A 24,254-nucleotide genomic window follows, 5' to 3' on the forward strand; every position below is an offset into this window, starting at 1 on the left:
ATTCTATATTAGCTATATTCCATTTTTACCTTTGTTCCATGTACTCCCGCTACTGCCGGAGCGACTAAAAGCTTTACTGGTACTCTGTTTTTTAGTTCCTCTACATGGCTGATAATTCCAACACTTAGGCTTTCATTGTATAGCCTTTCAAGAGAAGTCATAACCACATCTAAAAGATTAGCATCTAAAGTTCCAAAGCCTTCATCTAGAAAAAAGAATTCTAAAGAAGTGGTTCCCTTTAATTGAATTTTTGATGATAATGCTAAAGCAAGTGAAAGTGATGTAAGAAAAGTTTCTCCCCCTGACAAAGAGTTACACTCTCTTCTAGCCCCTCCATTGTGGTTATCAATTATTGCAAAATTATTGTTGGAGTCATATTCTAAATCATATCTTCCTCTAGTTATTTCTCTAAGCCTTTCTGAAGCTAGTCTAGCTATGTAAATTAAATGGCTCCTGGATACATATTCAACAAATCTTTTTGCTTTTGTTAACTCAAGTATTTCATTTAGCATATCCCACCTTTTCTCTAGGTTTGAGGCTTCTGCTTTTAATTTTTCAACTTCCTTTAAACTTTTATTCATTTCATCAATTTTATTCTTTTTCTTTCCTATTTCCTCTATTAGCTCACTATGTTTGATATACGCTTCGTCCTTGTTCTTTATAATAATCTGCCACTCTTCCTCCTGTATCTCTTCACCATTTAATTCTTTCCTTATTCTAGAAATATTGTTTTCAGTATCTTTTACTTCGTTAGTGTAAGCTTCAATATCTTTTTCCAAGCTTTCAATCTCATTATTTTCAACTTTACTATTAATTACTTCTTCAATAGAATTAAAATTATTGTCGGACAATGATTTAATTAAATTATTCTCTAGAGCAATAGAAGAATCCTTAAGTATTTGGATAGCCTTTTCTAATCCTGTTATCTCTTCATTAAGTTTATTCTTTTTATCATTCTCACTATCTAAACAAGCTTTTAATTCCCTTTCTTTGTCTAGTATTTCAGTAATTGTTTTTTCAATTTGTGCTTTTAATTTTAGAGGCTCTTCTTTTCCTACAATTTGCTCAATGTTAAGATTTAGCTCAGTTACTCTATTGTTTTTATTGTCAATTGACTGTCTTGTAAGCTTTATTTCTTCATTATTTTTATTCATTTTCTTAGAAATCTGTTCTATGTCAAATTTTGTCGTTTTATTTTCTTCTCTAAGCTGTTTTAACTGTTTTGCGATTAGTTCTATTTCTTCATCTAATTTATTTATTTCTTTTATTCTATCTGTTGCATTAGTAATGTTTAATTCTTTAATGAAATTATTATAATCCTCAAAAACGGTTCCTGTTTCCGCTTCGATTTCTGATAACTTAGTTTCAATCTTATCTAGAACATCTTTATCTCTATCTCGGTTTGTTTTATATTCTGTATTCTTATTAGTTAATAGGTTTTTTTCTTCCCTGTTTTTTGTAAGTCTATCATCCAAGGCCTTATTTTCTTCTTCCCATTTTGTTCTATAGTCTTGTGCAAGGTTAATTTTTTCTTCTAAAGTTTTTCTTTCTTCTTCTAATTTATCTAATTGGCTCTGTGAAAATATCCCTTTAAGTTCCTTGAGAGCTTCTTCATTCTTCTCATACTCACTAGTCTTATTTTTTATTTCTTCTTCTAATCTGACTAAGTCAATTTTTAACAAATTAACTTCTGCTTCTAATTCTTTAATTAATGACTGCTTTTCTGATATTTCCCCCTCATCAAATAATATTGCAGGATTTGGATGATGTGTAGAGCCACAAACAGGGCAAGGCTCTGAATATATCAATTGTTTCCTTAAAATACTAGCTAAGCTTTTACGCTCTAATTCTACTGCTTCCTGTTTTATTTCATCTAGCTTTTCATCCTTAGACTTAAGTTCTATGTCTAATTTAATATATCTGCTGTCAAGGATATTTTTCCCTTTTTCAATTTCCTTTTGTAATTTTATCAATTTATCAAATTTTTCATTTATTTCTTTTTGTTTTTCAATTTCTGATGATAAGTCAAAGATTTTTTTCTGAAAATATGATATCTCATTAACGTCTTTAGGTTTTTTTGATTCTAATTCCGCTTTTTTAATATCTAGCTCTTTTATTGTGCCTTCTATACTATTTAATTGGTTCAGAATTTCTTTTAATTCTTTATTGTTTTTTTCTATATTATTTATTGTATTATTTTTTTCAATTTGGAAGTTTTTCTTATCTTTTCTCAACTGTAAGTATCTTTTCTCTAAATCATATGCGTGATTTAGCCTTTTTCTATACTCTGAAGAAACTGATTTGTTATTTATATCTTCTTCTTTTTCTTCAATTTTTTTATCTATATCTGCTTCTTTGAGTAATAGTTCTTTATTTTTGTCAGAATCTATTTTGATGCCTTTTTCTAAGTCAATATATTTTGCTTTTAATCCCTTTATCTCTTGTTCTATTTCTTCTTTTTGTTTTAATATTCCGATAGCATCTTCTACCTTAGATTTTTTATGGAGCAAATTAGGGTATTCATTTTGTCTTTTATCTAAAGCTATGTTGTACTCTTTTTCTTTTTCCTCTATAAGAGAGTTTAGTTTTTCTATGTCCATATTGTATTGTTTTAAAGCTTGAATATTTGTTTCAAGGTCTTTCTGGGTTTGTTTTAGATTGTTAATATGTGGTATTACATTTAAAGAGTTTTTTCCTTTAATCAGTTTCTCTTTTTTAATTCTAAATTCCTCTTGTTTTTCCTTTAAGCTATTTTGTTTAGTAAAATAATCCTTTAATTCCTTTTGTAAATTACGTATTCTATTATATTTTTCGTAGGCTTCATTAAGCTCTTTTATCTTAGTTTTTAATTTTACTTCATTTTGAATAAGCTCTGCCAGCTCCTTATTTAGCAGATTTATCTCTTCCTCAGACACACCTTCGTATCTGCTAAGCTCTCCTTGTATTCTATTTAAATTTTGCTTTATGATGTCTCTTTTATTTCTTGCTTTTCTATTAAGCTTTTCTCCATATTCTTCAAGTCCTAAAATTCTCTCCAGCATTTCATTTCTTCCAGTCCCTGTAAGGGTTAAAAATTCACTAAATTTTCCTTGAGGCAATACTACTGTCCTAATAAAGTCATTAAAATTTAGCCCGACAATATTATTTTGCAGCTCATTCTCTACTGCAGTTCTACCTTCTATAATTTGTTCTTGATTTCCGTTTTTATCATATACTATTAATCTTGCTATAGTAGTATTGATTCCACCATCCTTATTCTTCTTTAAACTTCTCTCCACCTTATATTTTTTTCTTTCGTTGCCATGTCCTACTTCAAAGTCAAAGGATATAAATAGCTTATCTGTTTCTGTATTTATATACATACTTGACTTTCTAGCAGTTTGTCCATATAGGGAAAGAGTTATTGCATCTAAGATAGATGACTTACCGCTGCCTGTAGGCCCAAATATTCCAAATAAACCTCTTTCAGTTAATCTTTCAAAATCAACTGATTGCTCTTCTAGAAAACTATTTAATCCTGATATTTTAAGCATTTTCGGTTTCAGCTTCATCACCCTCTTCTGTGATTATTTCAGCAAAAATTGCCATCAACTCTTCACTTGGCTCTATTTTTCTCTCATTAAGATAGTGTCCCTTAAATAGTTCAAAAATTGATTTTTCCCTAAGATCGTGACTATCTTCTTTGTCTTCTTCTATATTCTCTATTATAGGAGATATTGAGAGTATATCTGGCTTTATCCCCTTAAGCTCCTTTATTTGACTTTGAGTAATAAGCTTATCAGTTATTATTTCTAGATAGACCCAAACCTTTCTATCTTCATTATCTAAACACTTTTCAAGAGCTTCATCAATTCCCTTTACTCTCCAAACCTCAACTGGCTTTAATATATTAAGATTCTTTTTTTCTATATTAGGCTCCTGTCCCGCTTTTACATCTATTATATAAACATATTTTTCTTGACCAACTTCACTTTTACTGTATTGTATAGGAGAACCTGAATAATATGCTTTCAAGGAAGTGCCTCTTACCCTTTGTGATTTATGAAGATGTCCTAGTGCAATATATTGAGCCTTTTCAGGCAATGCGTTTCCATGTACTGTAAGGCCTCCTCCTATTTGAATAGGTCTTTCAGAGTCCGTAGTTTCACCACCCATTACAAATAAATGGCTTACACACAGATTTATTGTGTCTTCTCTATATTTACCTGATAGTTCACTAAAAATCTGGCTTACTCTCTCTGAGTAATTTTTCTGCATACCTTCTTCATCTATTACACCTTGAAATACTTCGTTTAACCTTTGTTCGCTTGGATAAGGCAAGGTTAATATTACTGCTTTTTCATTATTTATTTCTAATTCTATAAAGCCTTCTCCACCGTCTACTATTTTATGTTGTCCCACTTCTCCAGGCTCTACTTTGCTTTTTGGTGTACCTAAAAGAATAACTCCATGTTCTCTAGCAAGAGGTTTAGAAGAAACTAGTCTATCTGGATTATCATGATTTCCTGCGATTATTAATACTATCCTCTCACCATTATTTGAAAGCCTTTTTATTGCCCTATAAAATAAGGTTTCGGCTTTAGCAGGAGGATTACTATTGTCATATATATCCCCTGCGATTAACACTAAATCTATTTCATTCTCATTGACTATATTCACTAGCTCATCTATGAATTTTTCCTGTTCTTCTATTCTGCTATAATCTTCTAAGTACTTTCCAAGATGCCAATCTGAAGTATGAAGTATCCTCATTGTACCTTCACCTCTTTATCTAATTCAAAGGAGTATATATATATTTCATCCACCACATTATCTGTTATTTTTTCAAGAGCTTCCTTGTAAAGCATCATTTGTCCCTTATATTTGTATATTATGTCTTCAAGATTATCTTCCAACACATAATCAGTTTTATAATCAACTAGTATTAAGCTATTTTTATCTTGGAAATAGCAGTCAATTATTCCTTGAATAAGTACATATTCATTGCAGTCAAGAAGTCCATCTATGACATCGGAAGCTTTTTTCTTAAGCACAAAGGGAACTTCTCTCTTAACATTGCTAGAAGCTAAAAGTCTAAGTCCTATAGGACCTTGATAGAATTTAAGTATTTTTTCCACATTAACTACTTTTGCTTCCTCTTCACTTAACAAATCCTCTATAACCATTTTTTCTATTCTTTTTTCTATAGTTTCTTTTTTTATATCTTCATCTAAGTTAATATGTTGCATTACAAAATGCATAATTGTACCTATCTCTGCTTTTGTAAAAGGCTTTTCCCCCTCAAGAAACTTAGGCATCTTAACTATAGATGGTGTATTATATGATAATGCTTCTATAGATTTGAATGAAGCTTTTGTAATATCAGATACAGACATTTTTGAAGGTATATTAATTGAATTCATATGCTTATAACTCCAATCAAAACGCTTTTGAATTTCTTCTTTATAATTTGAGCTACTACATACAAAGTTTTCTAGTTTGCTTCTAAGTTCCTTTTTACTAATCCTTTCACTTCCCACATTAATGTCTATGTCTTTTCTGTTTAATATTCTAATGCTTATATTTAAATCTTCACTTGTATCATATTCATTATCTAAACTGGCTAATTCTCTTATGGTTTTCCCTGTTTCATGCTTAGATAGAACGTTTAATATCCAATCAAGATAATTTTTGCTATTAGATAAATAATATAGATTCGTTTCCCTACACCACTTATTAGCCTCTTTAGAAGCATCATTTACAGAGCCTACTAAGATTAGCCTATCTTTTGCTCTAGTTAGTGCAACATAAAGTATTCTCATTTCCTCAGATAAGCTTTCTACCTTTACTCTCTTTTTAATTGCTAATTGTGGAATAGTGCCAGTATATCTTCGATTTAATATATCTACATATTTAGGGCCTAGTCCAAGATCCTTGTGTATTAATATATCATCCCTTGTATCCATAAAATTAAATTGTTTACCGAGTCCTGCACAAATGACAACAGGGAACTCAAGACCTTTACTCTTATGCACACTCATTATTCTCACAACATTTTCATTTTCCCCTAAGGTTTTCGCTGTCCCCATGTCTCCACTACTTCTTTTAAGCTTTTCTATGAATCTAATAAAATTAAATAAACCATTTGACGAGCTTCTATCAAATTGACTTGCTCTATCTACAAGTATTCGTAGATTAGCTTGTCTTTGTATGCCTCCGGGAATAGCTCCAATATAATGATAATAGCCGGTATCTATCATTAGCTTCCATATAAATTCCTCTAGCCTTGAATATCTAGCTTCTTCCGCCCATTTGTCTATGGTATTAATAAAATAGTTAAGCTTTTCTTTTAAACCATCTTCATTATTTTCTATATAGCTTTGGATTGCATTATAATAACTACCTTCTTTTTTAGATACTCTTATATCTATTAACTCTTCTGTAGTAAAGCCCCACATAGAAGATCTCATAACGCTTAATAATGGAATATCCTGTCTTTTGTTGTCGATAATACTTAGAAGATTTAAAAACATCTTTATTTCAAGGGCATCAAAATATCCCATACTATCATCTGTATATACGGGGATATTTTCCTTCATAAGTATTTCATTGAATATAGGTGCCCAATTTCTCATTGTCCTTAATAGTACAACTATATCTTTATACTCTATTTCCTTAAACTCTTCTGCCTTTGCATCATAAGTTTTTTTACCAATTAATCCTTTTATTCTACTAGCTATTATTCTAGCTTCCACTTCAATGCTCTGCATTTCCTCAAGCTCTTCATCTAAATCTTCTATGCCATTAGTTTTTTTCTCTATAATGTCAATCTCTATAGGAGTAGTTCCATCATTATGGTTTTCATACTTTGCACCTTCATATAAGAAAGCTTCTTCATCATATTTAAGCTCTCCAAGCTCTTCTGACATTATATTTTTAAATACATAATTAACCCCATCTAATATTTCTTTTCTGCTTCTAAAGTTTTGAGACAAATCTATTCTTTTATTTAAGCCTGACTCCTCTTTTATATATGTGTTATATTTTTCTAAAAAAAGTGTAGGATCTGCCAGTCTAAATCTATATATACTCTGCTTAACATCTCCAACAAAGAAAAGATTGTTCTCTCGTTTTATTCTGTTTACTATAGTTTCTTGAACAATATTACTGTCTTGATATTCATCAACAAATATATACTCAAATTTGTTTCTATATTCTAATCTAACTTCTTCATTTTCTAAAATTTTTAAAGCATAATGCTCTAAATCATTAAAGTCAATAATACCTTTTTCTAGTTTTTTGTTGGAATACATTCTAGAAAATTCAGCTATTAAATTATATAGATACTCCATCATAGGATATAAATCATTTATCTCAGATAAGTATCTATCCATACTTTTACCTAAAATCTCTTTTTTCAATGATTTATCTATAATATCCTTATAACTATTCCTTAGCTTTTGTACTTCGTCCTTAAGTTCTTCGTTTACATCTTTTGGCACTCTTTTAAGCCTGTCATGTGTAATACCTTCTAATCTTTCGTTGAAAACAGATATTCCATGTTTCTTTAAGCATTCTTCCAAGCTCTTTATGTTTTGTAAATCATTTTCTAGTGCTTCTAAGTAAACAGTAGGTCCATTTGCCTTGTTACAAGCTTTTATTGATCCATTAATTAATTCCTTCGCCCCACTTAAATCGATTATTATACTGTCTTTTATAGTTTCCATCCATATACTATCTTCTAGCTCATCCTCTGTCATATTAAACATTTGTACCATATCCTTTAACCATTCTTCTGGATAAGGTTTACTTTGTATAAAATAGTATATTTTAAGTATCAAGTCTTCAAGCTTTGCATCATTTTTATTACCTCCAAAGCTCTCAACCAGATTTATAAAGCTTTCATGACCTTTTTCGTACTCTGTTTCTAAAAGCTCTTCTAAAGAATCTTGTATCATAATTTGAAGCTCTGTAGTTTCTCCTATTTTAAAAGTAGGATCAATGCCTATAAGGTGAAAATGTCTTCGTAGTACATTTATACAAAAAGAATGCACTGTAGTAATATGTGATTTGTTAAGAAGTGTTATTTGCCTTCTTATCATTTCCTCATTTTCTCCACCATTTTCCGCTGCTTCCATTAGTGCTGATAATATTCTTTCTCTCATTTCACCTGCAGCAGCATTAGTAAAGGTTACTATTAGAAGCTTGTCTATATCTACCATGTCTTCAATGACTAATCTAATTATTCTCTCTACTAGGACAGCTGTCTTGCCAGAGCCAGCAGCAGCTGATACTAGCAGATTTTGTCCTCTTGATTTTATAGCATCAATTTGTGCATCAGTCCATTTTGGCATCTAATCCTCACCTCCAGTCTTTTCCTTTAGCTTTAATATTACATCCTCATCCTTTAATTTTTTAATATTTCTATATTTATTGTCCTCAAAGCTTGTTTCAAATTGGCATATAGATGAAAATTCACAATATGTACAAGATACATATTTATCTACCTTACAAGGCTCTATTCTTATTTTACCTTTTAATATTTCTTCTGCAATTTTAGCTATTAATCCCTTAACATGCTTAATAAGGTTGTCTAGATCCTCTTTATCTATAACTGAAGAGTTTTTGGAGAATTCACCATCTTTTTTAATGCTTACAGGTATAATGGATGATGAATTCATTTCTTCAATGTTTCTATCCATTGATTTTACTATATTTATATCCTTCAATATTATCCCATCTAGCTTAAGCTTTTTAGCTATTTCCTTTTCTATAGCTTCTAAATCCTCTTCATCAGACTCTATCATTGGGTCATCTATTCTAAAATAAAATACTCCTGCAGGATAAACCTGGTTTTTAATCAGCTTATCTCCATTTGAAATAATTGCATCTGCATAGACTAAGAGCTGGATTTGAAGACCATAATAAGCATCAGAAAGGTTAAAGGCCTTTGTTCCTGATTTGTAGTCAATTATCTTTACATAGCTTCCTTCTTCTCCTTCTAAAATATCTACTCTATCAATTCTCCCTTCTAGTCTTATTTCCTCGCCATTAGGAAGGTTTATGATAATAGGAGGGATTTTACTGTCAGGCCCTTCTCCAAAGCTAACCTCATGCTGAATTGGCGTGAAATCTCCACTTCTTATATGCTCTGTTATTGTCCACAATGCTCTTTTGCTTATTCTTTTAAGCCTGTTGATCATATATTTATATCTATGAGTGCTTAAGAGTACACCATGCTGGAACTCATCTATCATCTTATCTAATACTTTTTCAACAATCTCATCTGATTTTTCTCTGCTGAGCTGATCCCAACTTAATTTCTCTATTGAAAGCTCCTTTGAAAACTCCTCTATAGAATTATGATATAGCATACCTACGTCAGGGTTTTTAATCTCATAAATCTTTCTTTCCTCAGGCTTTAAGCCATATTTAATAAAATGAGAATATGGACAGTTTACATAGGTTTCTAATCTTGAAATACTTGATCTAAATGGGAACTGATAAATCTGTCTAGAATATCCTTCTTCTATACTCTCTTGTTGATTGTTATGAAATAGTCCCTCAATGGCTAGATTAAGCTTTTCTCTCCATTTCTCTTCATTATAATACCAGTCATAAACCTCCCACCAAATTTTTTCAATTTTGTTTCCATCTAATTTATTTCTTAAATTTTCTACTAGATATTTAAATGTAGATATAGGTGTAGCTATTAATTTTAGCTCCTTTTCTTCATCCTTAACCACATCACTATCTATAGTTAAATTGGGATATACTTTCTTTAATCTATCTACTATCATTGAAGGCCTTAGGGTCTTACCCTCACTATCTCCTAATGCATAGCTAATAAATAAATATTCGCTAGGCTTTGTAAAGGAGGTATATATAGAAAACTCCTCCTCACGTGCTTTACTTTCACTATCAGAAGAGATATTTAACCCTAGACTTTTCATTTCTGTTTTCTCTTCATCTAATAATAAACCCTCTTCTCCTACAGAAGATGGGAGTATTCCATCATTCACACCTACTACAAACAGTGCTTTTATATCATGGCTTCTAGATCTATCTAGATTCCCTATTAGCACTTGATCCATTGTAGGCGGTATTATTCCTATTTGGTACTCTGAAAGTCCTGATTCTAATATTTTAATGTATTCTTTTATTGTTACTTTATTATCCCCTAATATTTCTACTAATTGATCTAAAACTTCCATTACTATATTCCAAATTTGAGTGTTTTCGTTTACAAGCTCAAGGTATCCTTTTTCCTTTTGCTTATCTATTAATTTATTTAGTTTTTCCTCAATATTCATATGGGTTAAAAATTCAAACAAATACTTTGTTAAATCATCAATTGAGTTTTTATTTTTAATTCTTCTCTTAAATTTTATAATATGCTCAGTAAATTTTTCTCGTATTTCATTGATTTCTTCTAGATTTTCTCCTTCATAGCTGAAATCTTCAAGCCATTTATCACCAAATATGCCGAATCTAAGTACATAATTTTCTAATCTTTCATATTCATTCTTATTTAAATTGCTAAAGCCTGTTTTAATAAATCTAAAAACATCTTCATATCTAAAATTCCTTGATATAATTTCAAGACCGGAAATTATGAATTTAACTATCGGATTGTTCATTATACTTCTTTTTTCGTCTATAAAATATGGTATTCCATATTCACTAAAAACTCTTTTGATTGTAGGTGAATAAATGTCTATTTGATTACATACTACAGCCATATCTCTCCATCTATAATCCTTATCCCTTGCAAGTGATACTATCTGAGATGCTACATTTTCCATTTCATTGTATTGATTCATGCTGTAAAAAACTTTTACTCTTTCTGTGTTTTTTTCATATCTCTTATATGGATATGAAAAAAGTTCATTTTCAATATGTCTAATCTCAACATTTTTATATGATTCCTTATTATCTAATATAGTCTTTCTTTCTTCTACACCATTTTCTTGAGCCATATTTCTTAGCCTTTGATATGTAGTATCTGTAGGGCTAAACAAGCTTGAATCTCTAGGGTTTACAATATCTAGAGTAAGAGCAATGTTTAGCTTTTGACTTTTTAGCATAAGCTTTTCTAATATTTTATATTCTAATGCTGAAAATCCATTAAAACCATCCACCCATATTTCAGCATCATCAAAATAGCTTGAATCATCTAGTTTTTCTATTACTAGATTCATTTTATCCTCATCATCAGTATATCTCCCCTTCATATATTCGCTGAACTTATGGTATATGAGGTGAATATCCTCTAGCTTTCTTTTTAACATGTTATCACAGGGGATAGCATCTGCCTTCTCTCTAATTAGATTCAATGAAATATCATCTTTCTTAAGCTCAGATATTAATTGGCTAAAGCTTGATAAAAATCCATCCTGGCCAGATGCCTTGCTAAATACTGTCAAGTCTTTAGCGTTTTCTTCAAATATTTTTCTCAGAACCATTATTTTACCTAGTTCATTTATAACAGGCTTTTTTATACCTCCCGTTTCATTGAGTATCTTGTGACCTAGCCTTTGAAAGCTAAGTACTTCAACTCTCATAATTCCCTCAAGATTTTTCTTAAATATTAAATCAGCCTCAGCCTGTAATGTAAACTGCTCTGGAACAATAAGGATGAGTCTATGATTACTCTTTTCTTTAAGTCTATATTCAACCTCATCTAATATACGATGAGTCTTGCCTGAACCTGCTCTACCTAATATAAATCTAATCTTCACTTATATCACCTCATCTTTTAAACCTAATGGATTATATTCTATTTTTTTTAATCATATCCTTTTAAAAATATTTGGATATATTGTATTAAAATTATAAAAAGGATGAGCTAAATGTCATCCTATTTTAGTATATCTATACTTAATGTATCTACCCAAACGATATCCTTTGGGTTTACATTCAGATAAATCTTTATATATTCGCAATTACTTGTTTTTACCTCAATGTTATGCAACGTCCATGTATTTGCAATAGCTTTTTCCTTTTTAGTTGCTTGATAAAGCAATTTTTCTTTTGTTCCTAGCTTTAAGGTTACAGAGCAATCTATAGACTCTTCTGAATATAGCCAAAGTGATAAGTTGATTGTTCTATCCTTTACATAATCAAAATTATTATCTTCCAAATCTATGTATCCAATTAAGTAAGAGGCCTTTTCATTATTATCATTGAAGACTTTTAATGAATAAGTTCCCCTATGATATCTTGAAACATCTATCACCGCAGTTTCTTTTTCATTTAAATGCATAATTTCTTTATTAAAGAACATGTCCATTACCTCATCTCCTTCAATAAAGACATAATCATTATCCTCCTCTGATACTACATCGATAATTTCATTAGCTACCTCATCTTCTTTTATGCTCCCTTCATCCTTGTCAAATGTATCTTCTGCTTGCAGGTCAGAGGGTATAGTACCTACAGGCTTCCTATCCTTCAATATGGCTCTAGCTCCCAAAGCTATCAATGGAATAAGTAATAACATAGCTATTAGGCCTTTAGTCTTAACATTATAGGTAATTCTTTTTTTAGCCATGCTTTTTCTCATTTGTGTTACTTTTTTAGTATCCTCTTTCTCTGGATTTATCAGCTTATATATATTAGAAGATTTAAAGTCAATAACTAAATCTATCATTCTAAAATAGTTTCCCTTTAAGCAATTTAAAATGATTTTAGATATATCAGGAGGAATATTTTTTGATATGTTTTCATCAATCATTTCATCGCCAGTAAAAATCATATGTATAGTATTTGCAATAGAGTACAATGCATCTTCCCTACTTGCACTCATTACAAGGGGAGTCAATAATAATAGTCCTGTAAATTTTAAATCTCCATTTTCATCTATAGTTAGATTATTATGATTAAATAAAGAAGCTATAAAGCTATATGTTATAGTTTTTAGTTTAATTAAAGCATCCATAAGAAAAGTGATATTGTTTACTTGTTTAGATAGAGTCATATTGTCATTTTTTATATAATTAGATAATTGTTCATTAGAATAATACTCAGTAAGAATAAGAATAGCTTCGTCTGTTTCTTGAATTTCCACTATAGCTGAAATATTATTTTTAAGTTCGATAAAATCCACACCACAAAATATGTCCTTGTCCCTAATGGAATTTAAAAGATAATATGCTTCTTTCTCTACATGCTTACAAATATATATATCTTGAAAGTCATTACTATGAAAAACATTTAAAGATTCGATATATTCAAAATACAAGTCTGGCATAAAATCTTCCTTTCGACCTATTTGAATACATTTTATCATTTTTAGCATAAAGTGTCACATGATTTCGACAAATAACACGAAAAGTATTTTATATAAAAAGCTGAATTTCTGATTCTAATGCATCTTTTAGATATTCATATACATCAATTATTTCTACTTCTGGTATAAGCTCTTCCTTACTAAAGCCCATTACCTCTTGGGATAATTTGCATCCGTAAAATTTTACTCCTTTTTTTCTAGCTCCATCTAAAAAATCTTTTAGCATAGGCTTATTCTTGTCTTGCATCATTTTCTTAAGCATTTTTTGTCCTATGCCCCCCATGTTCATTCTAGATAGTGTCAAGTTTTCAACTCCCTTTGGAGTGAATAGGCTGAACATTCTCTCGAAAAAAGATTTCCTCTTTAAAGCACTTTTATTTTCATCTCTTAGTATTAGCAAACCCCAGAAAGCAAAAAATATAGTAACATCCATATTTAATTCTTTAGCTCCATTTGCAAGAATTAAAGCAGCTAACGCCTTGTCATAATCACCACTAAAAACAAGTAAATTAATTCTTTTATTCAAAAAAAACACTCCCTTCGGTTATATTATATATTTCCCATTAGGAGTGTTTTTAATTCTGTATTAATGCTATATACTATATTATGATAAACTTAGCTTTTGGTAACATTTCCTTAAGTACTCGGGTTATGTTGCTATTCTCAATATCTTTATCGCTAGGAGAGGAACCCATTATGATATGTGTAATATTATTCTTTATTGCAAAATCAGAAATAGCTTTTATGACATCTTTTGATCTAATTACAGTAAGATCTGCACCAACCTTTTTTGATGCATCAAATAGATATTCCAATGCTTCTCCGTCATTTGAATTGTATAAGAAATTATCGTTTTCACTTACAACATGGATAATATACAAATTGTCTCCTTCATTAATCTCATTATAGCCGCCCATTATAAGCCTTTTACAGGTTTTTTGTTGGGTTACGCATACCATCACATTTTTATGATCCTTCATATCTAAACTCCTTTCAAAAGACAGTACAAAACAATAAACTATTGGGCAGTACTTATTCAACTCTTATAATTATATCAATGAATGAAGAAAAAATAAAGAAGTACTATTGTTTTCTTTTGTTAATTAAATGAAAGAATTAGAATAAAATAATAAAAAACCATAAATTAATATAGCATCCTTAAAGAATTGTATTTGTTTTAGTGCTATTGAACTATAATGTAATATGCTACTTACTCATTAGTTGCTCTAACTGTCAGTATAATTAATCTGCTTCTTCAAGATACTTATTTCCTTTTCTAAATCCTTTATCTTGTTTTCTGCATAGACTTTATTAATTATATTTTCTGAAGACAAATTTGTGTTTTGACAAGCCTCTTGCATATCAGCAAATGCTGCTAAAAATGCTAAAAAATCACCAACTAAAGTTAGGAAAGCGCCTATTAAGGCCAATCTCAAGGGATCAATTTTACAGCAGGAATTATTTATATCTTTTTTATATATAATCATATATTTCACCTCTCACAATCATTGTATTTAGATAGATAAATTTTGTGTATTTGTTTGCAATAGAAAATATATAATTATGCATAAATAATTTATTTTAAGGTAAACTTCTTATGGAGGTGTGATTATATATGTCAGAATTGAATAATTTGTTAAGTGATATAGAAGTGCTTAGAGAAAACTTAATAAAGCTAATTGAAAAAAAAGAAGGCAATTTACAAGATCCTGATATAATAGCTACAAGTCAAATATTAAATGCTGCTATTACTAAGTATAATGAATTTATTTTGAAAAAATCTAAATCTAGTGACTAATAGAGGTTAATGAGTATGGAGCAGTAACAGAAAAACAATAAGTATTCCAGAACAAATTTCGTTCCTCCATAATCTTTCTCCATGATTCAAATAAAAAAACAGCCTAAGCTGTTTAATCACTATGGCGGGAGTATGTGAGAATCGAACTCACCCAAGAGGCTCCTAACCCCTCACGCTGGTTTTGAAGACCACTTAAAGCTTCAAATCTCTCTAATCAAGTAATATCAAGCGTTACATCAATTCATTAATTTTCATCACGTCGGTTTACCTTGTTTTTATTATATCAAATAAATATACAATCATCAATCAATAAAACAAGCAAAAGAGCCTGTTTCCAAGCTCTATAAATAATCCTCAGCAGTTTTTTCTTTTATATCATAATTTTGATTATCTGTTTCAATGAACTCCTTTGTAATATTATTTTCCTTTCCTTCTACTATAGTATTAGGTGAACCTATCTTATAATCACTATACTTGTTGAATGGAGTATTTTCTGTTAAATATGCAACTACATTAGCATCTATAAATGGAGCAACTATTTCATATGCACCATCTTTCGATGTTTCATTTATATAGAATCGACCAAACTTATTAATTTTAGATGCCCTAGTATCACCCTTACCTAACGCCATTGTAGAATATTCTTCCCTAGATATTCTACCACAAATTACATAATCAAATAAATTTCTAGCAGTTCCTAAGAGGGATTTCCCACCTATGCTTTCAGCTTTTGGGTCTTGTAAAGCAATAAGTAAATGAATTCCAGCACTTCTACCAACCCTTAATATATTTTCATAGTCCTTATAAGCACCCTCATTTCCCTCATCCTTACCTGAACCCTTACCATCAAATATTTCTGTATCATTTTCCTGTTCCACCTACTAATAAACAATGTGCAGAGTCAGGATTTTCTAAATTCCACTCTACCCAACCCTTTACACCTAATCCCATAACTACTGATGATTTGCTAGATGGTTTGGGTATATCATGTATTGTATATTTATCGGTTATAGCCTCTTCGTAAGTGTCCGCCCATGTCCTTAAAGTACTTATTCCAAATTCCTCGTCGTAACAATCATAAATTATTTCAAATCTTTTCACGTCACCACCCCTCTCTGTACTATGATATCACTGTGCTTAATTATGTGCGTTCAAAATGTGTGATAAAGGAAAGAACCCTTTTCAGGGTTCTTTCTAGTATATTTCTACTTTTAATGCTTTCTTTATTTCCTCGCCCACAGGTAATTTATACACAGGGTCTTCGCTATCTCTATTGTCTTTAACGAATTGTATTATATATTCAAATATTTCGTACGATGCCCAGTGACCTGTATCTTTTGCATACACAAATGCACCTTTTCCACCCGCTGATTTGTATGCTTCTACTGTATTTTTAGTTCTTGCTTTGAATTCTTTTCCGAATAACTTTATTATTAATTCTCTTTCTTTCTTTCCATACGTATCACTACTCATTAATGGGTCATTTGTATCTAGTTCACCTACATAAGTTAATTTCGCTACCTTGTTTTGTTCGTCTAGGTTGAATTTTCTGCCAGTTATTTTCTCATATTCAGATACTCCTATTGGGTATATTAATTCCTCTCCTTTATAAGTTTCAAGAGGTATTATAGTCCCCGCCATAGCACCACCTGTAACCATTACCTTTACTCTATGAGGGTAAAGTAATGTAAACCTATTTGCAAATTCACCTGATGCAGAGAACCCATTCCACATAACTTTATTTTCTACTTTATGGTCGTACTTATTTAAATAGGCTATCGCATGGTCAATCATTGCTAGTACTTGCTTATCTATGTCTACGAAGTCATTTATATTATATCCACCGTCACTATAACCTGTCTTTAACTGCTCACCTATTACTTTATCTTTCATTAAATCCTTTAGTAATAATGAATCTCTATCTAACTGATGTTCATAAACCATATTTTCGTCTTCTACGTTATTTACTATATTATTATAATAGGTGTTAGTTCTCGGAATTATAGGTATTATTAACGGCGAATATGTGCCCTCGGCTACGCCCACAGATAACAGAAAATTTTCTTCCATGTGAAATTTAGTTAATCTCTCTCCACCTTCAATTCTTGCTCCAGTGTTTAACATATCTACCATTAAATATCTTTTTATACTTTTATTAAACTCTTTATATTCATTTGATGGTATTCTTAAGTAGTAAGGCCATTTAAATCCTTTTTCAGGCATTGCAGGAACTTTAACTACTATTACATCTCCAGTTTCTTTTATAACAGGTAAATCCTCTGTCTTAAAATTTACATTTATTTTATCATTCTCGGTTATTACTCTTAATCTATAATCTGTATTTAATTTTAACTCTGTTTCAAACTCTACTTTATCCTTTTCTAATGAGAAATGTACCTTATCTCTCTTATTTTCCTTTAGAATATCAAATCCTATAATTTCCTCTATATTTATTCCTAATTCTTTTAAATTTATATTTCCATTCTCATATCTTACTCTGTCTTTTACAGTTAGGTCTTTCCAACCCGTACTTGCTGCGAATACCTCAGTACCTACACTTAGTAGCATTACCATAACTAACATTAAACTAAATAATCTTTTCATATTTTTCATCCTCCTGTTTTATAAATTTCCCTTACTATTTCTATCTAATAAATTTTGAATAAACAATCTACCAGCATGACCGTAATTATTTTCTATCATACTTTCAATTTTTAATGCCAATTTGATATTTTTTTCTTCTAATGGACTTCCATGAAATTCAAATCCTCTAGCCAACTCACCTTTATTTTCGCTTGCCCCATCATTTAATAAAGGACTTTCACTTGTAGTATATAAGATTGTTCTTAAATCCCTTGAACTTTGAGAACCTCTTCCTACACCACCACGTCCTCCACCTTTACCACTCTCTATAAAATATAACATTTTACTGGTGACATTCTTCCTCATATTATGAATATCATTTATAAAGATTGGTATATGGGTATGCAACGCTATTGATTTTTCAAGTTTATCAAGAGTCATTCTGTTATGTGTTCTATTTCAACATTCGAACCTAGCTCCACATCAAGATAGTTAAGATAAACCATTACATCAACTATATTTCTCTCGTCTGCATCAAAATCTCTACCTTTTAATGCATCTAAAATCCCCTTTCTAGTACTTATATCAGTTAATACTTCTTTTCTAAAAATACCCCTTTTATCCTTATAGGTTATCTCCAATTCAGATAAATTAGTATCAACATTCTTAAACACCCTAGAAATTTCAGGAACGGTAGTAGTAACTTCTACCCTTTTATAGGCATATTCTCCATCTAACATATAAGGAATACACTTGTATAAAACCCCTTCTACGATTTCCCACTCTGGAATTTCCAACCCTTGTCCATGTTCATAAGGAACCAAGCTCACTTCTTTCTCAAGCTTTTTAGTATACTTATTAAAATTACCTTTACTTATTCCATTTGCTTTTAGTTGTTTTTCATAAAACATTTCCATTAGCTCAGGATTTCCATTATATTGTTTATAAGCTACCTCAACCAATTTTTCAAGTCTCTCAGCTTTTAGAATCTCATCTTCTATATTTTCCCATTTATCAAATTCCATTGAGATTAAATTCTCAGCTCTATTTACCCTACTTTCTAGGTTCTTTAGTACTTTCTCAACCACATTATTAAAAGCTGTTTCATCATCAATATCCTCTGATTTTTCCTGCTCATATAAGAAGGTAAAAAGCCTGTTAATATCTTTTTTCTTTACCTTCATTATCAGTTAATCCACTTAAGGACGGTACAATGTAACACCTATGCCCCAGTTTCTCAGCCCACTGAGTTTCAGCCTTCTCACCAGTACTATCCCAATCTAAGTGGATATAAATTTTATCAGGACTCATCTTTTTAATTTTTTCTACTACCCTTGGAGTTAATGAATGAACACCATTTACCGACCAAATATTATCTATTCCACATTGTTTTACAGTTATGGCATCTATTTGTCCTTCAATAATATGAAGAATATCACCTTGTAAATATCCATCTAACCGCTCTCCATCTTGCCATAAAATACCATTCCAATAGTCCGTATAACCTACCTTCATATATTTTGATATAGAATTTTCATCTATATCCCTACCAATAATCCCTACAATCCTACCATTCTCAATGATAGGAATAGTAATTCGATTTTTTAGAGTACAATACACATTAGTTCTAGTAAAGTTGTCTGTATCTTTTGAACCCAACAATTTAAACTCTATTAATTCCTCTAAGGTAATATCACTATTTTCTACTAGAGATATTAAAAAATCTGTGTAATCCCAAGGAGCGTAGCCTATTTCATAAATACTAGCCAATTCTTTATTTATTAGCCTATTATTAAAGAAGGGGGCAACAAATCATCTTTTGTCCCTGTGTATCAACTCCTAAATATTCTAAGGTCGAGTGTACATCAAGCTTTGCTCTAATTTGTTCTATGTTTTTTACCTTTTTAGTCAAGGGATTCACCCCCTTGAACCTTTGTATAAACTTCTTCTATCATGCTTTCAAGTTTCTTTCTATTTTTATAAATTTTATTCGAGCTACAACTCACCCACTGCCCTAGTGTCGGTATACACTGTTCTAAAAGGCCTTACTCTACTAGCGTATGGTTTTGAGGGGTCTGCGTATTCGTCTATTTCTATAGGCCTTGGCGATGACATTTTTGTTTCACTATGTGCTATGTTAGGAATCATACGCGCGTCACGTGTAAATCCTAAATAAACTGGATTCCCTTTTGCGTCATAGTTCTGCCCCATTTCTGTAGTTACGTCTTTATCATTCCCATATACCCAAAATCCGTCACCTTTTATTAACTTATCATAATCTAAGTGGAAACCATTATCGCTTTGCCAAGATGTAAATACTCTCCCTAAGTAGGTGTGTAAATAATTATCTACGTCATTCTTATCTTTAAAGTCTGTGTTTAATTTCTTTAAGGCATTTCTTAACTTTTCAAAATCTGTCTCTTCGGTAATGTCTTCTGCATACACCGAAGTTACCATACCAAATATCATTACTACTAAAAGTATTATACTTATTATTCTGCGTTGTTTCACACTCTCTCCTCCTATCAACAATTAGGGGTGAGCCTAATTGTTCACCCCAAACTGTAATCTCAGTTTTCCTGTTATACCCCCAGATGGTTCTACTAGTTTATCTTTACTGATTTCGTAGAATTGTGGTACCTTATTTTTAAAATGCTCTTTATCTATAATTTCTATTACTTTTGTTATTTCGTTGTCTGAAAACTTCCCAGTTAGTTTTAAAGTATCGGTTAACATTTGCTTATCGTAGTTAGCCATGCTTATTAAAAACAACCCTTCTCTAGAGCCTTGGTCGTATGCAAAAATTGTTTTGTTGTCGTCCTTATTTTTAAGTTCAAACCCTGAATCAAAACCAGCAAATTTCAAACCGTGTTTATCAGCAATACTCTTTCCACCACTGAAATCACCATTTGCTATCTTACCACTTAATGTTCCAGATGGTTTAGTTGGATTAGTAATTCCTTTTTCCTTAGCTAAATCATCAAACATCTTATCTGTTATTTCTGTCTTATCTTGAGGAACACCTACTATTCCGCCTATCTCATTTCCTACTACTTCACTTGTTTTACCCATAAATTTTGTATGCCCTTTTTCAGCTAATCTTTTGAAAAATGCTGGGATTTGTTCCCTGTTTACTGCTTTATCAGCACCATAACTTTCAAAAGTCAATTCACCGCTTAGCAATCCATTAGATATATCATTTTCATACATATAATAAATTGCTTGTCTTTCTGTTAAATTGAACCCATTCTTTTGAGCTACTAGTCTTGCGATATCCCCACGATTAAGTGTAATGTTTCTCATTTTTAAATCATTATAACCCTTTAATGTTAACCCATACTCACTTAGGTAGTTATAATATCCCTCTGCCCAATGGGAGCCTGATGGACTTTCCAACTGGGTTAAATCCCCTTTATATGTAAATCTAGCTAATATAGAAACAAACTCTTGCTCAGTTATTTCATTCTTAGGTCTATAAGTACCATCTGTGTAACCTTTTACTAATCCCACTTCTACTGCCCATTGTACACTTTCATAAGCCCAATGATTTTTTGGAAGGTCATTAAAATCCATTGCATATACTCCTAATGACAAACACAAGATTAAACCAATTATCAAAATTCCCATTAATTTTTTCATATTTTAATCCTCCTCATAATGTGTTAATTACATAAAGTATAACCTAAAATTAAAATAAAAGGAATATCTTAGTATAAGTGGATTCTAAATGATTATAATAATTGGTGGAGTTATTCTATCCCCATACTGTATTTTATAAAAATAATATACATTCCCTATTTTAAAGTTTGCTCATATTCTCTTATTATTTTATAAAAACTACTTTTCTTTAAATCAATTATTTCCATAAACTTTACAGCTGTTAATTCACCATTTTTCCATTTAGGGTATACTTTTATGAACGGGTGGGAGTTAAATGTTTAACCTAGTTCTCATTGAATAGAAATCACCTTTTGGTACTAATGTATTAAAAGATGATTTCTATTGCGTGTAAAAGAGCCTTACTACAAAAAAAAGAACCTAAAAGTAGGCTCTATTATAGATATTTTGATATAAAATCCTTTTGATTATGATTATTTTTTAAATCTTTATTATTAAGCTGAATGTACTTTCTTGTGGTTTCTAAAGCTGAATGACCCATTATACGTTGTAATGTAAATATATCCATGTTTTCTTTAACTGCATTAGTAGCAAAGGTATGGCGTAGTACATAAGGGGTACATTTAGCATCTATCTTAGCATCTCTACCATATTTTCTAAAATTATAAGCTATATTATCAGGTTTTATTGGTCCACCATAAGTAGATAAAAATAAATATTCACTATTATTATCTATTGAAATTGTTCTCAAATCTTCTAATAATTTAGCTACCTTATTACTAATAGGTATTTGCCTAAAAGTCCTCGTTTTACTAACCTCTGATTGTATATTTACTAAACCTAGCTTATAATCAATATCATTAATTTTAAGCTGTAGAGCTTCTCCTATTCTTATTCCACAATCTAATATCAATAACATTAGTACAAAGTCTCTATACCCTGCATAAGTTTCTTTATTAGGTTGTTTTAATAGTTTCTTTACATTTTTATCTGATAAGGGTTGAATAGTATCTTGAGGGACTCTTACAAGTTTTATTTTATTAGAATAATTGATGCTTATGTATCCCTCATCATATAACCATTTTAAATAACACTTTAATGGCCTTATTCTTAAATTAATAGTACAAGGAGCATATTCTTTTACTGTTATCATGTCCGCAATATACCCTCTAAATATATTAATTTCAACCTGCTGGTCTTCCATAGACCAACATGACGATACCACATAATCCTTAAAAAACTTCATAAAATACTTATGGTCTTCTAATGTTCTAGGTGTTAGTCCTTCCAATACCTTAAAGTTAATAAAGCTATCATGTATTTTAAAGAAATCTTCTAACAACATGGTGGTCTTGTCCTCATCGTTCGTCAACACTGGTGGTCTTGATTTGAACTTCACAGTCTTGCTAACCATTGCAATCACTCAACTCCTATTTTTAAAAATTAGGTAATCGACATGGTGGTTTAGTGAATTTTATAAATAAAAAAGCCCTAACCAATTTCACATAGTGAATTGATTAAAGCCTTGATATTACTTATATGGCGGGAATATGTGGGAATCGAACCCACCCAAGAGGCTCCTAACCCCTCGCGCTGGTTTTGAAGACCAGAGGGCACACCAGCACCCATCTACTCCCAATATGTTATAATTGTTGACATCAATTGATTATAACATACTATTATTTTTGATTCAAGGAAAAATCATAAAAACACTTTTAAAAATCAGCTATGTCTATTGAGGGATTTATATATCATTTTCTAAGCCTGTTCTTATGACGAATCTTCCTTCATCTTCGTTATACTTCAAATGCACTTTCTTGTTTTTTTGTCTCTGTATACTCCCATCAGCAAAATGTAAATCTATATCGAATATTAACATTATATCTCTTTCATAGTTAGTTATTTCATAGTTAGTTATTTGAAAGCTTTCCAATCCTACAAATGCAGTCTTATAGTATAATTTGAACTGACTATAGCTTATATCATTTTTCATATGTGAGTATTCCATTTCATATATTCTTCGATAATTGCCATTAATTATGGAATTATAATGCTCTTTAACAACGTATATTGGACTAACGTAAGGATTATCTATAATTATATTACTAAAACCAATAGGTTCATTAAGCTTATATTTATTAAATTTATCTGTTCTTTTGCCTTGAATTAATATTTGTACCTTATGGATATTTTCCAATGATGTTAAACTGTTAACTATAGAATATATTATTAATGCTTCTTCTTTTTCATCTATTTTTTCATTTATGAATGCTTTGTTCAAATTCAAATATATAACAGAATTTTGAATATGAATTGAAATCATATTTGCTTCATCAGGAATTATATTAGCCAAACTACTGTCCTTTGTTCCTTTAAATAGTTCATTAATAACCACAGTTTCAGGTTTTTCATTTTCACTATTTACATTTCTAACTTCTTTAACTAATGTGCTTTTATTTTTATTAGGGAAAAAAAGCTCAATTTGTACTTTAGAGCCTTTAGGTGTTGGATTTATAGCAGGATAGTTAGCATCATCTTTATGTATTGTTGTATAGTTCTTACAGCTTACTAAAAAAACAACTAGCACTAATATTAAAAATATTATAAACTTATGTTTCATAAAAAATCCCCCATATAGTTATAATGATATGCTCCCCTTGTAGTAGACAGTTAAAATAATAAAACTGTTCACTACAAGGAGGAGTATTTTTTATGGGAAGAAAAGGTGCATTTACAACAAATGAGAAACTAGAATATGTCCATAGATGTTTAGATGGAATAGACTCCATTAATAATACTGCTAAACTTATTGGCGTTGACAATAGCACCTTAAGAGAATGGATTAGAAATTTTCAAGCACTAGGTGTTGATGGATTAGGTACTTCTAAGAATTCTTTTTATTCAGAAGAAATTAAGAATATAGCTGTAAGAGATTACTTAGATGGAAAAGGATCATTAGCTGATATATGTAAAAAATACAAAATT

Annotated in this window: 20 protein-coding genes and 1 tRNA gene; 2 read left to right on the plus strand and 19 right to left on the minus strand. The window is 30.5% G+C overall.

Going from position 1 to position 24,254, the window contains the following annotated elements; all coding sequences use genetic code 11:
* Positions 1 to 8: 8 nt before the first annotated feature.
* The 8 genes from BLV37_RS12210 to BLV37_RS12245 all read right to left on the minus strand — a co-directional run bounded on the left by BLV37_RS12210 (position 9) and on the right by BLV37_RS12245 (position 14,757).
* Positions 9 to 3,533 (minus strand): AAA family ATPase, encoded by a 3,525-nt coding sequence (locus tag BLV37_RS12210; RefSeq protein ID WP_176967974.1) that lies wholly within the window; start codon positions 3,531 to 3,533, stop codon positions 9 to 11.
* Positions 3,526 to 4,752, minus strand: coding sequence for an exonuclease SbcCD subunit D (locus BLV37_RS12215; protein WP_091731943.1), 1,227 nt, complete (start codon positions 4,750 to 4,752; stop codon positions 3,526 to 3,528). Before BLV37_RS12215 ends, BLV37_RS12210 begins: the two co-directional genes overlap by 8 nt.
* Positions 4,749 to 8,333, minus strand: coding sequence for a helicase-exonuclease AddAB subunit AddA (gene addA, locus BLV37_RS12220; protein ID WP_091731946.1), 3,585 nt, complete (start codon positions 8,331 to 8,333; stop codon positions 4,749 to 4,751). The genes BLV37_RS12215 and addA overlap by 4 nt, the downstream gene beginning before the upstream one ends.
* Positions 8,334 to 11,720, minus strand: coding sequence for a helicase-exonuclease AddAB subunit AddB (gene addB, locus BLV37_RS12225; RefSeq protein WP_091731949.1), 3,387 nt, complete (start codon positions 11,718 to 11,720; stop codon positions 8,334 to 8,336). It lies immediately after the preceding gene.
* A 119-nt stretch (positions 11,721 to 11,839) separates the two neighbouring features.
* Positions 11,840 to 13,270, minus strand: a complete 1,431-nt coding sequence (locus BLV37_RS12230; protein ID WP_176967975.1) for a hypothetical protein — start codon at positions 13,268 to 13,270, stop codon at positions 11,840 to 11,842.
* Positions 13,271 to 13,319: 49 nt separating this feature from the next.
* The gene (locus tag BLV37_RS12235) at positions 13,320 to 13,796 is read right to left on the minus strand and encodes a DsrE/DsrF/DrsH-like family protein (protein ID WP_091731954.1); all 477 of its coding nucleotides are present in this window, start codon (positions 13,794 to 13,796) and stop codon (positions 13,320 to 13,322) included.
* Positions 13,797 to 13,869: 73 nt separating this feature from the next.
* Positions 13,870 to 14,250: an adenine nucleotide alpha hydrolase family protein gene (locus tag BLV37_RS12240; protein WP_091731956.1), complete on the minus strand. Its 381-nt coding sequence runs from the start codon at positions 14,248 to 14,250 to the stop codon at positions 13,870 to 13,872.
* Positions 14,251 to 14,496: 246 nt separating this feature from the next.
* On the minus strand, positions 14,497 to 14,757 hold the full coding sequence (locus BLV37_RS12245) for a hypothetical protein (protein ID WP_091731957.1): 261 nt from the start codon (positions 14,755 to 14,757) through the stop codon (positions 14,497 to 14,499).
* Positions 14,758 to 14,885: 128 nt separating this feature from the next.
* On the opposite strand from BLV37_RS12245, the gene BLV37_RS12250 reads away from it, so the two are divergent.
* A complete protein-coding gene (locus BLV37_RS12250) occupies positions 14,886 to 15,068 on the plus strand; it encodes an aspartyl-phosphate phosphatase Spo0E family protein (protein WP_091731959.1) in 183 nt (60 codons plus the stop codon).
* Between the two features lie 341 nt (positions 15,069 to 15,409).
* On the opposite strand, the gene BLV37_RS12255 is transcribed toward BLV37_RS12250, so the two are convergent.
* The 11 genes from BLV37_RS12255 to BLV37_RS12305 all read right to left on the minus strand — a co-directional run bounded on the left by BLV37_RS12255 (position 15,410) and on the right by BLV37_RS12305 (position 23,889).
* On the minus strand, positions 15,410 to 15,946 hold the full coding sequence (locus BLV37_RS12255) for a P-loop NTPase family protein (protein WP_091731961.1): 537 nt from the start codon (positions 15,944 to 15,946) through the stop codon (positions 15,410 to 15,412).
* On the minus strand, positions 15,930 to 16,169 hold the full coding sequence (locus BLV37_RS12260) for a hypothetical protein (RefSeq protein ID WP_091731963.1): 240 nt from the start codon (positions 16,167 to 16,169) through the stop codon (positions 15,930 to 15,932). The genes BLV37_RS12255 and BLV37_RS12260 overlap by 17 nt, the downstream gene beginning before the upstream one ends.
* Positions 16,170 to 16,262: 93 nt before the next feature.
* Positions 16,263 to 17,672 carry a hypothetical protein gene (locus tag BLV37_RS12265; RefSeq protein ID WP_091731965.1) on the minus strand — a complete coding sequence of 470 codons (1,410 nt, stop codon included), beginning with the start codon at positions 17,670 to 17,672 and terminating at the stop codon, positions 16,263 to 16,265.
* 18 nt (positions 17,673 to 17,690) lie between these two features.
* The gene (locus BLV37_RS12270; protein ID WP_091731967.1) at positions 17,691 to 18,092 is read right to left on the minus strand and encodes a hypothetical protein; all 402 of its coding nucleotides are present in this window, start codon (positions 18,090 to 18,092) and stop codon (positions 17,691 to 17,693) included.
* Positions 18,089 to 18,835, minus strand: a complete 747-nt coding sequence (locus tag BLV37_RS12275; protein ID WP_091731970.1) for a hypothetical protein — start codon at positions 18,833 to 18,835, stop codon at positions 18,089 to 18,091. The genes BLV37_RS12270 and BLV37_RS12275 overlap by 4 nt, the downstream gene beginning before the upstream one ends.
* Positions 18,810 to 19,421 carry a toprim domain-containing protein gene (locus BLV37_RS12280; protein WP_091731972.1) on the minus strand — a complete coding sequence of 204 codons (612 nt, stop codon included), beginning with the start codon at positions 19,419 to 19,421 and terminating at the stop codon, positions 18,810 to 18,812. The genes BLV37_RS12275 and BLV37_RS12280 overlap by 26 nt, the downstream gene beginning before the upstream one ends.
* Positions 19,422 to 19,646: 225 nt before the next feature.
* Entirely contained in the window at positions 19,647 to 20,162 is a 516-nt protein-coding gene (locus BLV37_RS12285; RefSeq protein WP_091731975.1) for a hypothetical protein, read from the minus strand.
* Between the two features lie 33 nt (positions 20,163 to 20,195).
* On the minus strand, positions 20,196 to 21,290 hold the full coding sequence (locus BLV37_RS12290) for an S-layer homology domain-containing protein (protein WP_091731977.1): 1,095 nt from the start codon (positions 21,288 to 21,290) through the stop codon (positions 20,196 to 20,198).
* Between the two features lie 415 nt (positions 21,291 to 21,705).
* Positions 21,706 to 22,683, minus strand: a complete 978-nt coding sequence (locus BLV37_RS12295; protein ID WP_091731979.1) for a tyrosine-type recombinase/integrase — start codon at positions 22,681 to 22,683, stop codon at positions 21,706 to 21,708.
* A 126-nt stretch (positions 22,684 to 22,809) separates the two neighbouring features.
* Positions 22,810 to 22,906 (minus strand) — tRNA-Sec (locus tag BLV37_RS12300).
* Positions 22,907 to 23,013: 107 nt separating this feature from the next.
* On the minus strand, positions 23,014 to 23,889 hold the full coding sequence (locus BLV37_RS12305; protein ID WP_091731982.1) for a GerMN domain-containing protein: 876 nt from the start codon (positions 23,887 to 23,889) through the stop codon (positions 23,014 to 23,016).
* 92 nt (positions 23,890 to 23,981) lie between these two features.
* On the opposite strand from BLV37_RS12305, the gene BLV37_RS12310 reads away from it, so the two are divergent.
* Positions 23,982 to 24,254, plus strand: a 273-nt coding sequence (locus tag BLV37_RS12310) for a helix-turn-helix domain-containing protein (protein ID WP_143031520.1), incomplete at its 3' end; no start/stop codon positions are given.

It is taken from the genome of Proteiniborus ethanoligenes (genome assembly GCF_900107485.1).
Lineage (GTDB): Bacteria > Bacillota > Clostridia > Tissierellales > Proteiniboraceae > Proteiniborus > Proteiniborus ethanoligenes.

Bases quoted from the DNA above. Each gene is read 5' to 3' on its own strand.
- BLV37_RS12210 (WP_176967974.1), bottom strand. From the start codon at position 3,533: ATGCTTAAAATATCAGGATTAAATAGTTTTCTAGAAGAGCAATCAGTT.
- BLV37_RS12215 (WP_091731943.1), bottom strand. From the start codon at position 4,752: ATGAGGATACTTCATACTTCAGATTGGCATCTTGGAAAGTACTTAGAA.
- addA (WP_091731946.1), bottom strand. From the start codon at position 8,333: ATGCCAAAATGGACTGATGCACAAATTGATGCTATAAAATCAAGAGGA.
- BLV37_RS12230 (WP_176967975.1), bottom strand. From the start codon at position 13,270: ATGATAAAATGTATTCAAATAGGTCGAAAGGAAGATTTTATGCCAGAC.
- BLV37_RS12240 (WP_091731956.1), bottom strand. From the start codon at position 14,250: ATGAAGGATCATAAAAATGTGATGGTATGCGTAACCCAACAAAAAACC.
- BLV37_RS12245 (WP_091731957.1), bottom strand. From the start codon at position 14,757: ATGATTATATATAAAAAAGATATAAATAATTCCTGCTGTAAAATTGAT.
- BLV37_RS12250 (WP_091731959.1), top strand. From the start codon at position 14,886: ATGTCAGAATTGAATAATTTGTTAAGTGATATAGAAGTGCTTAGAGAA.
- BLV37_RS12265 (WP_091731965.1), bottom strand. From the start codon at position 17,672: ATGAAAAGATTATTTAGTTTAATGTTAGTTATGGTAATGCTACTAAGT.
- BLV37_RS12270 (WP_091731967.1), bottom strand. From the start codon at position 18,092: ATGACTCTTGATAAACTTGAAAAATCAATAGCGTTGCATACCCATATA.
- BLV37_RS12275 (WP_091731970.1), bottom strand. From the start codon at position 18,835: ATGAAGGTAAAGAAAAAAGATATTAACAGGCTTTTTACCTTCTTATAT.
- BLV37_RS12290 (WP_091731977.1), bottom strand. From the start codon at position 21,290: ATGAAAAAATTAATGGGAATTTTGATAATTGGTTTAATCTTGTGTTTG.
- BLV37_RS12295 (WP_091731979.1), bottom strand. From the start codon at position 22,683: ATGGTTAGCAAGACTGTGAAGTTCAAATCAAGACCACCAGTGTTGACG.
- BLV37_RS12305 (WP_091731982.1), bottom strand. From the start codon at position 23,889: ATGAAACATAAGTTTATAATATTTTTAATATTAGTGCTAGTTGTTTTT.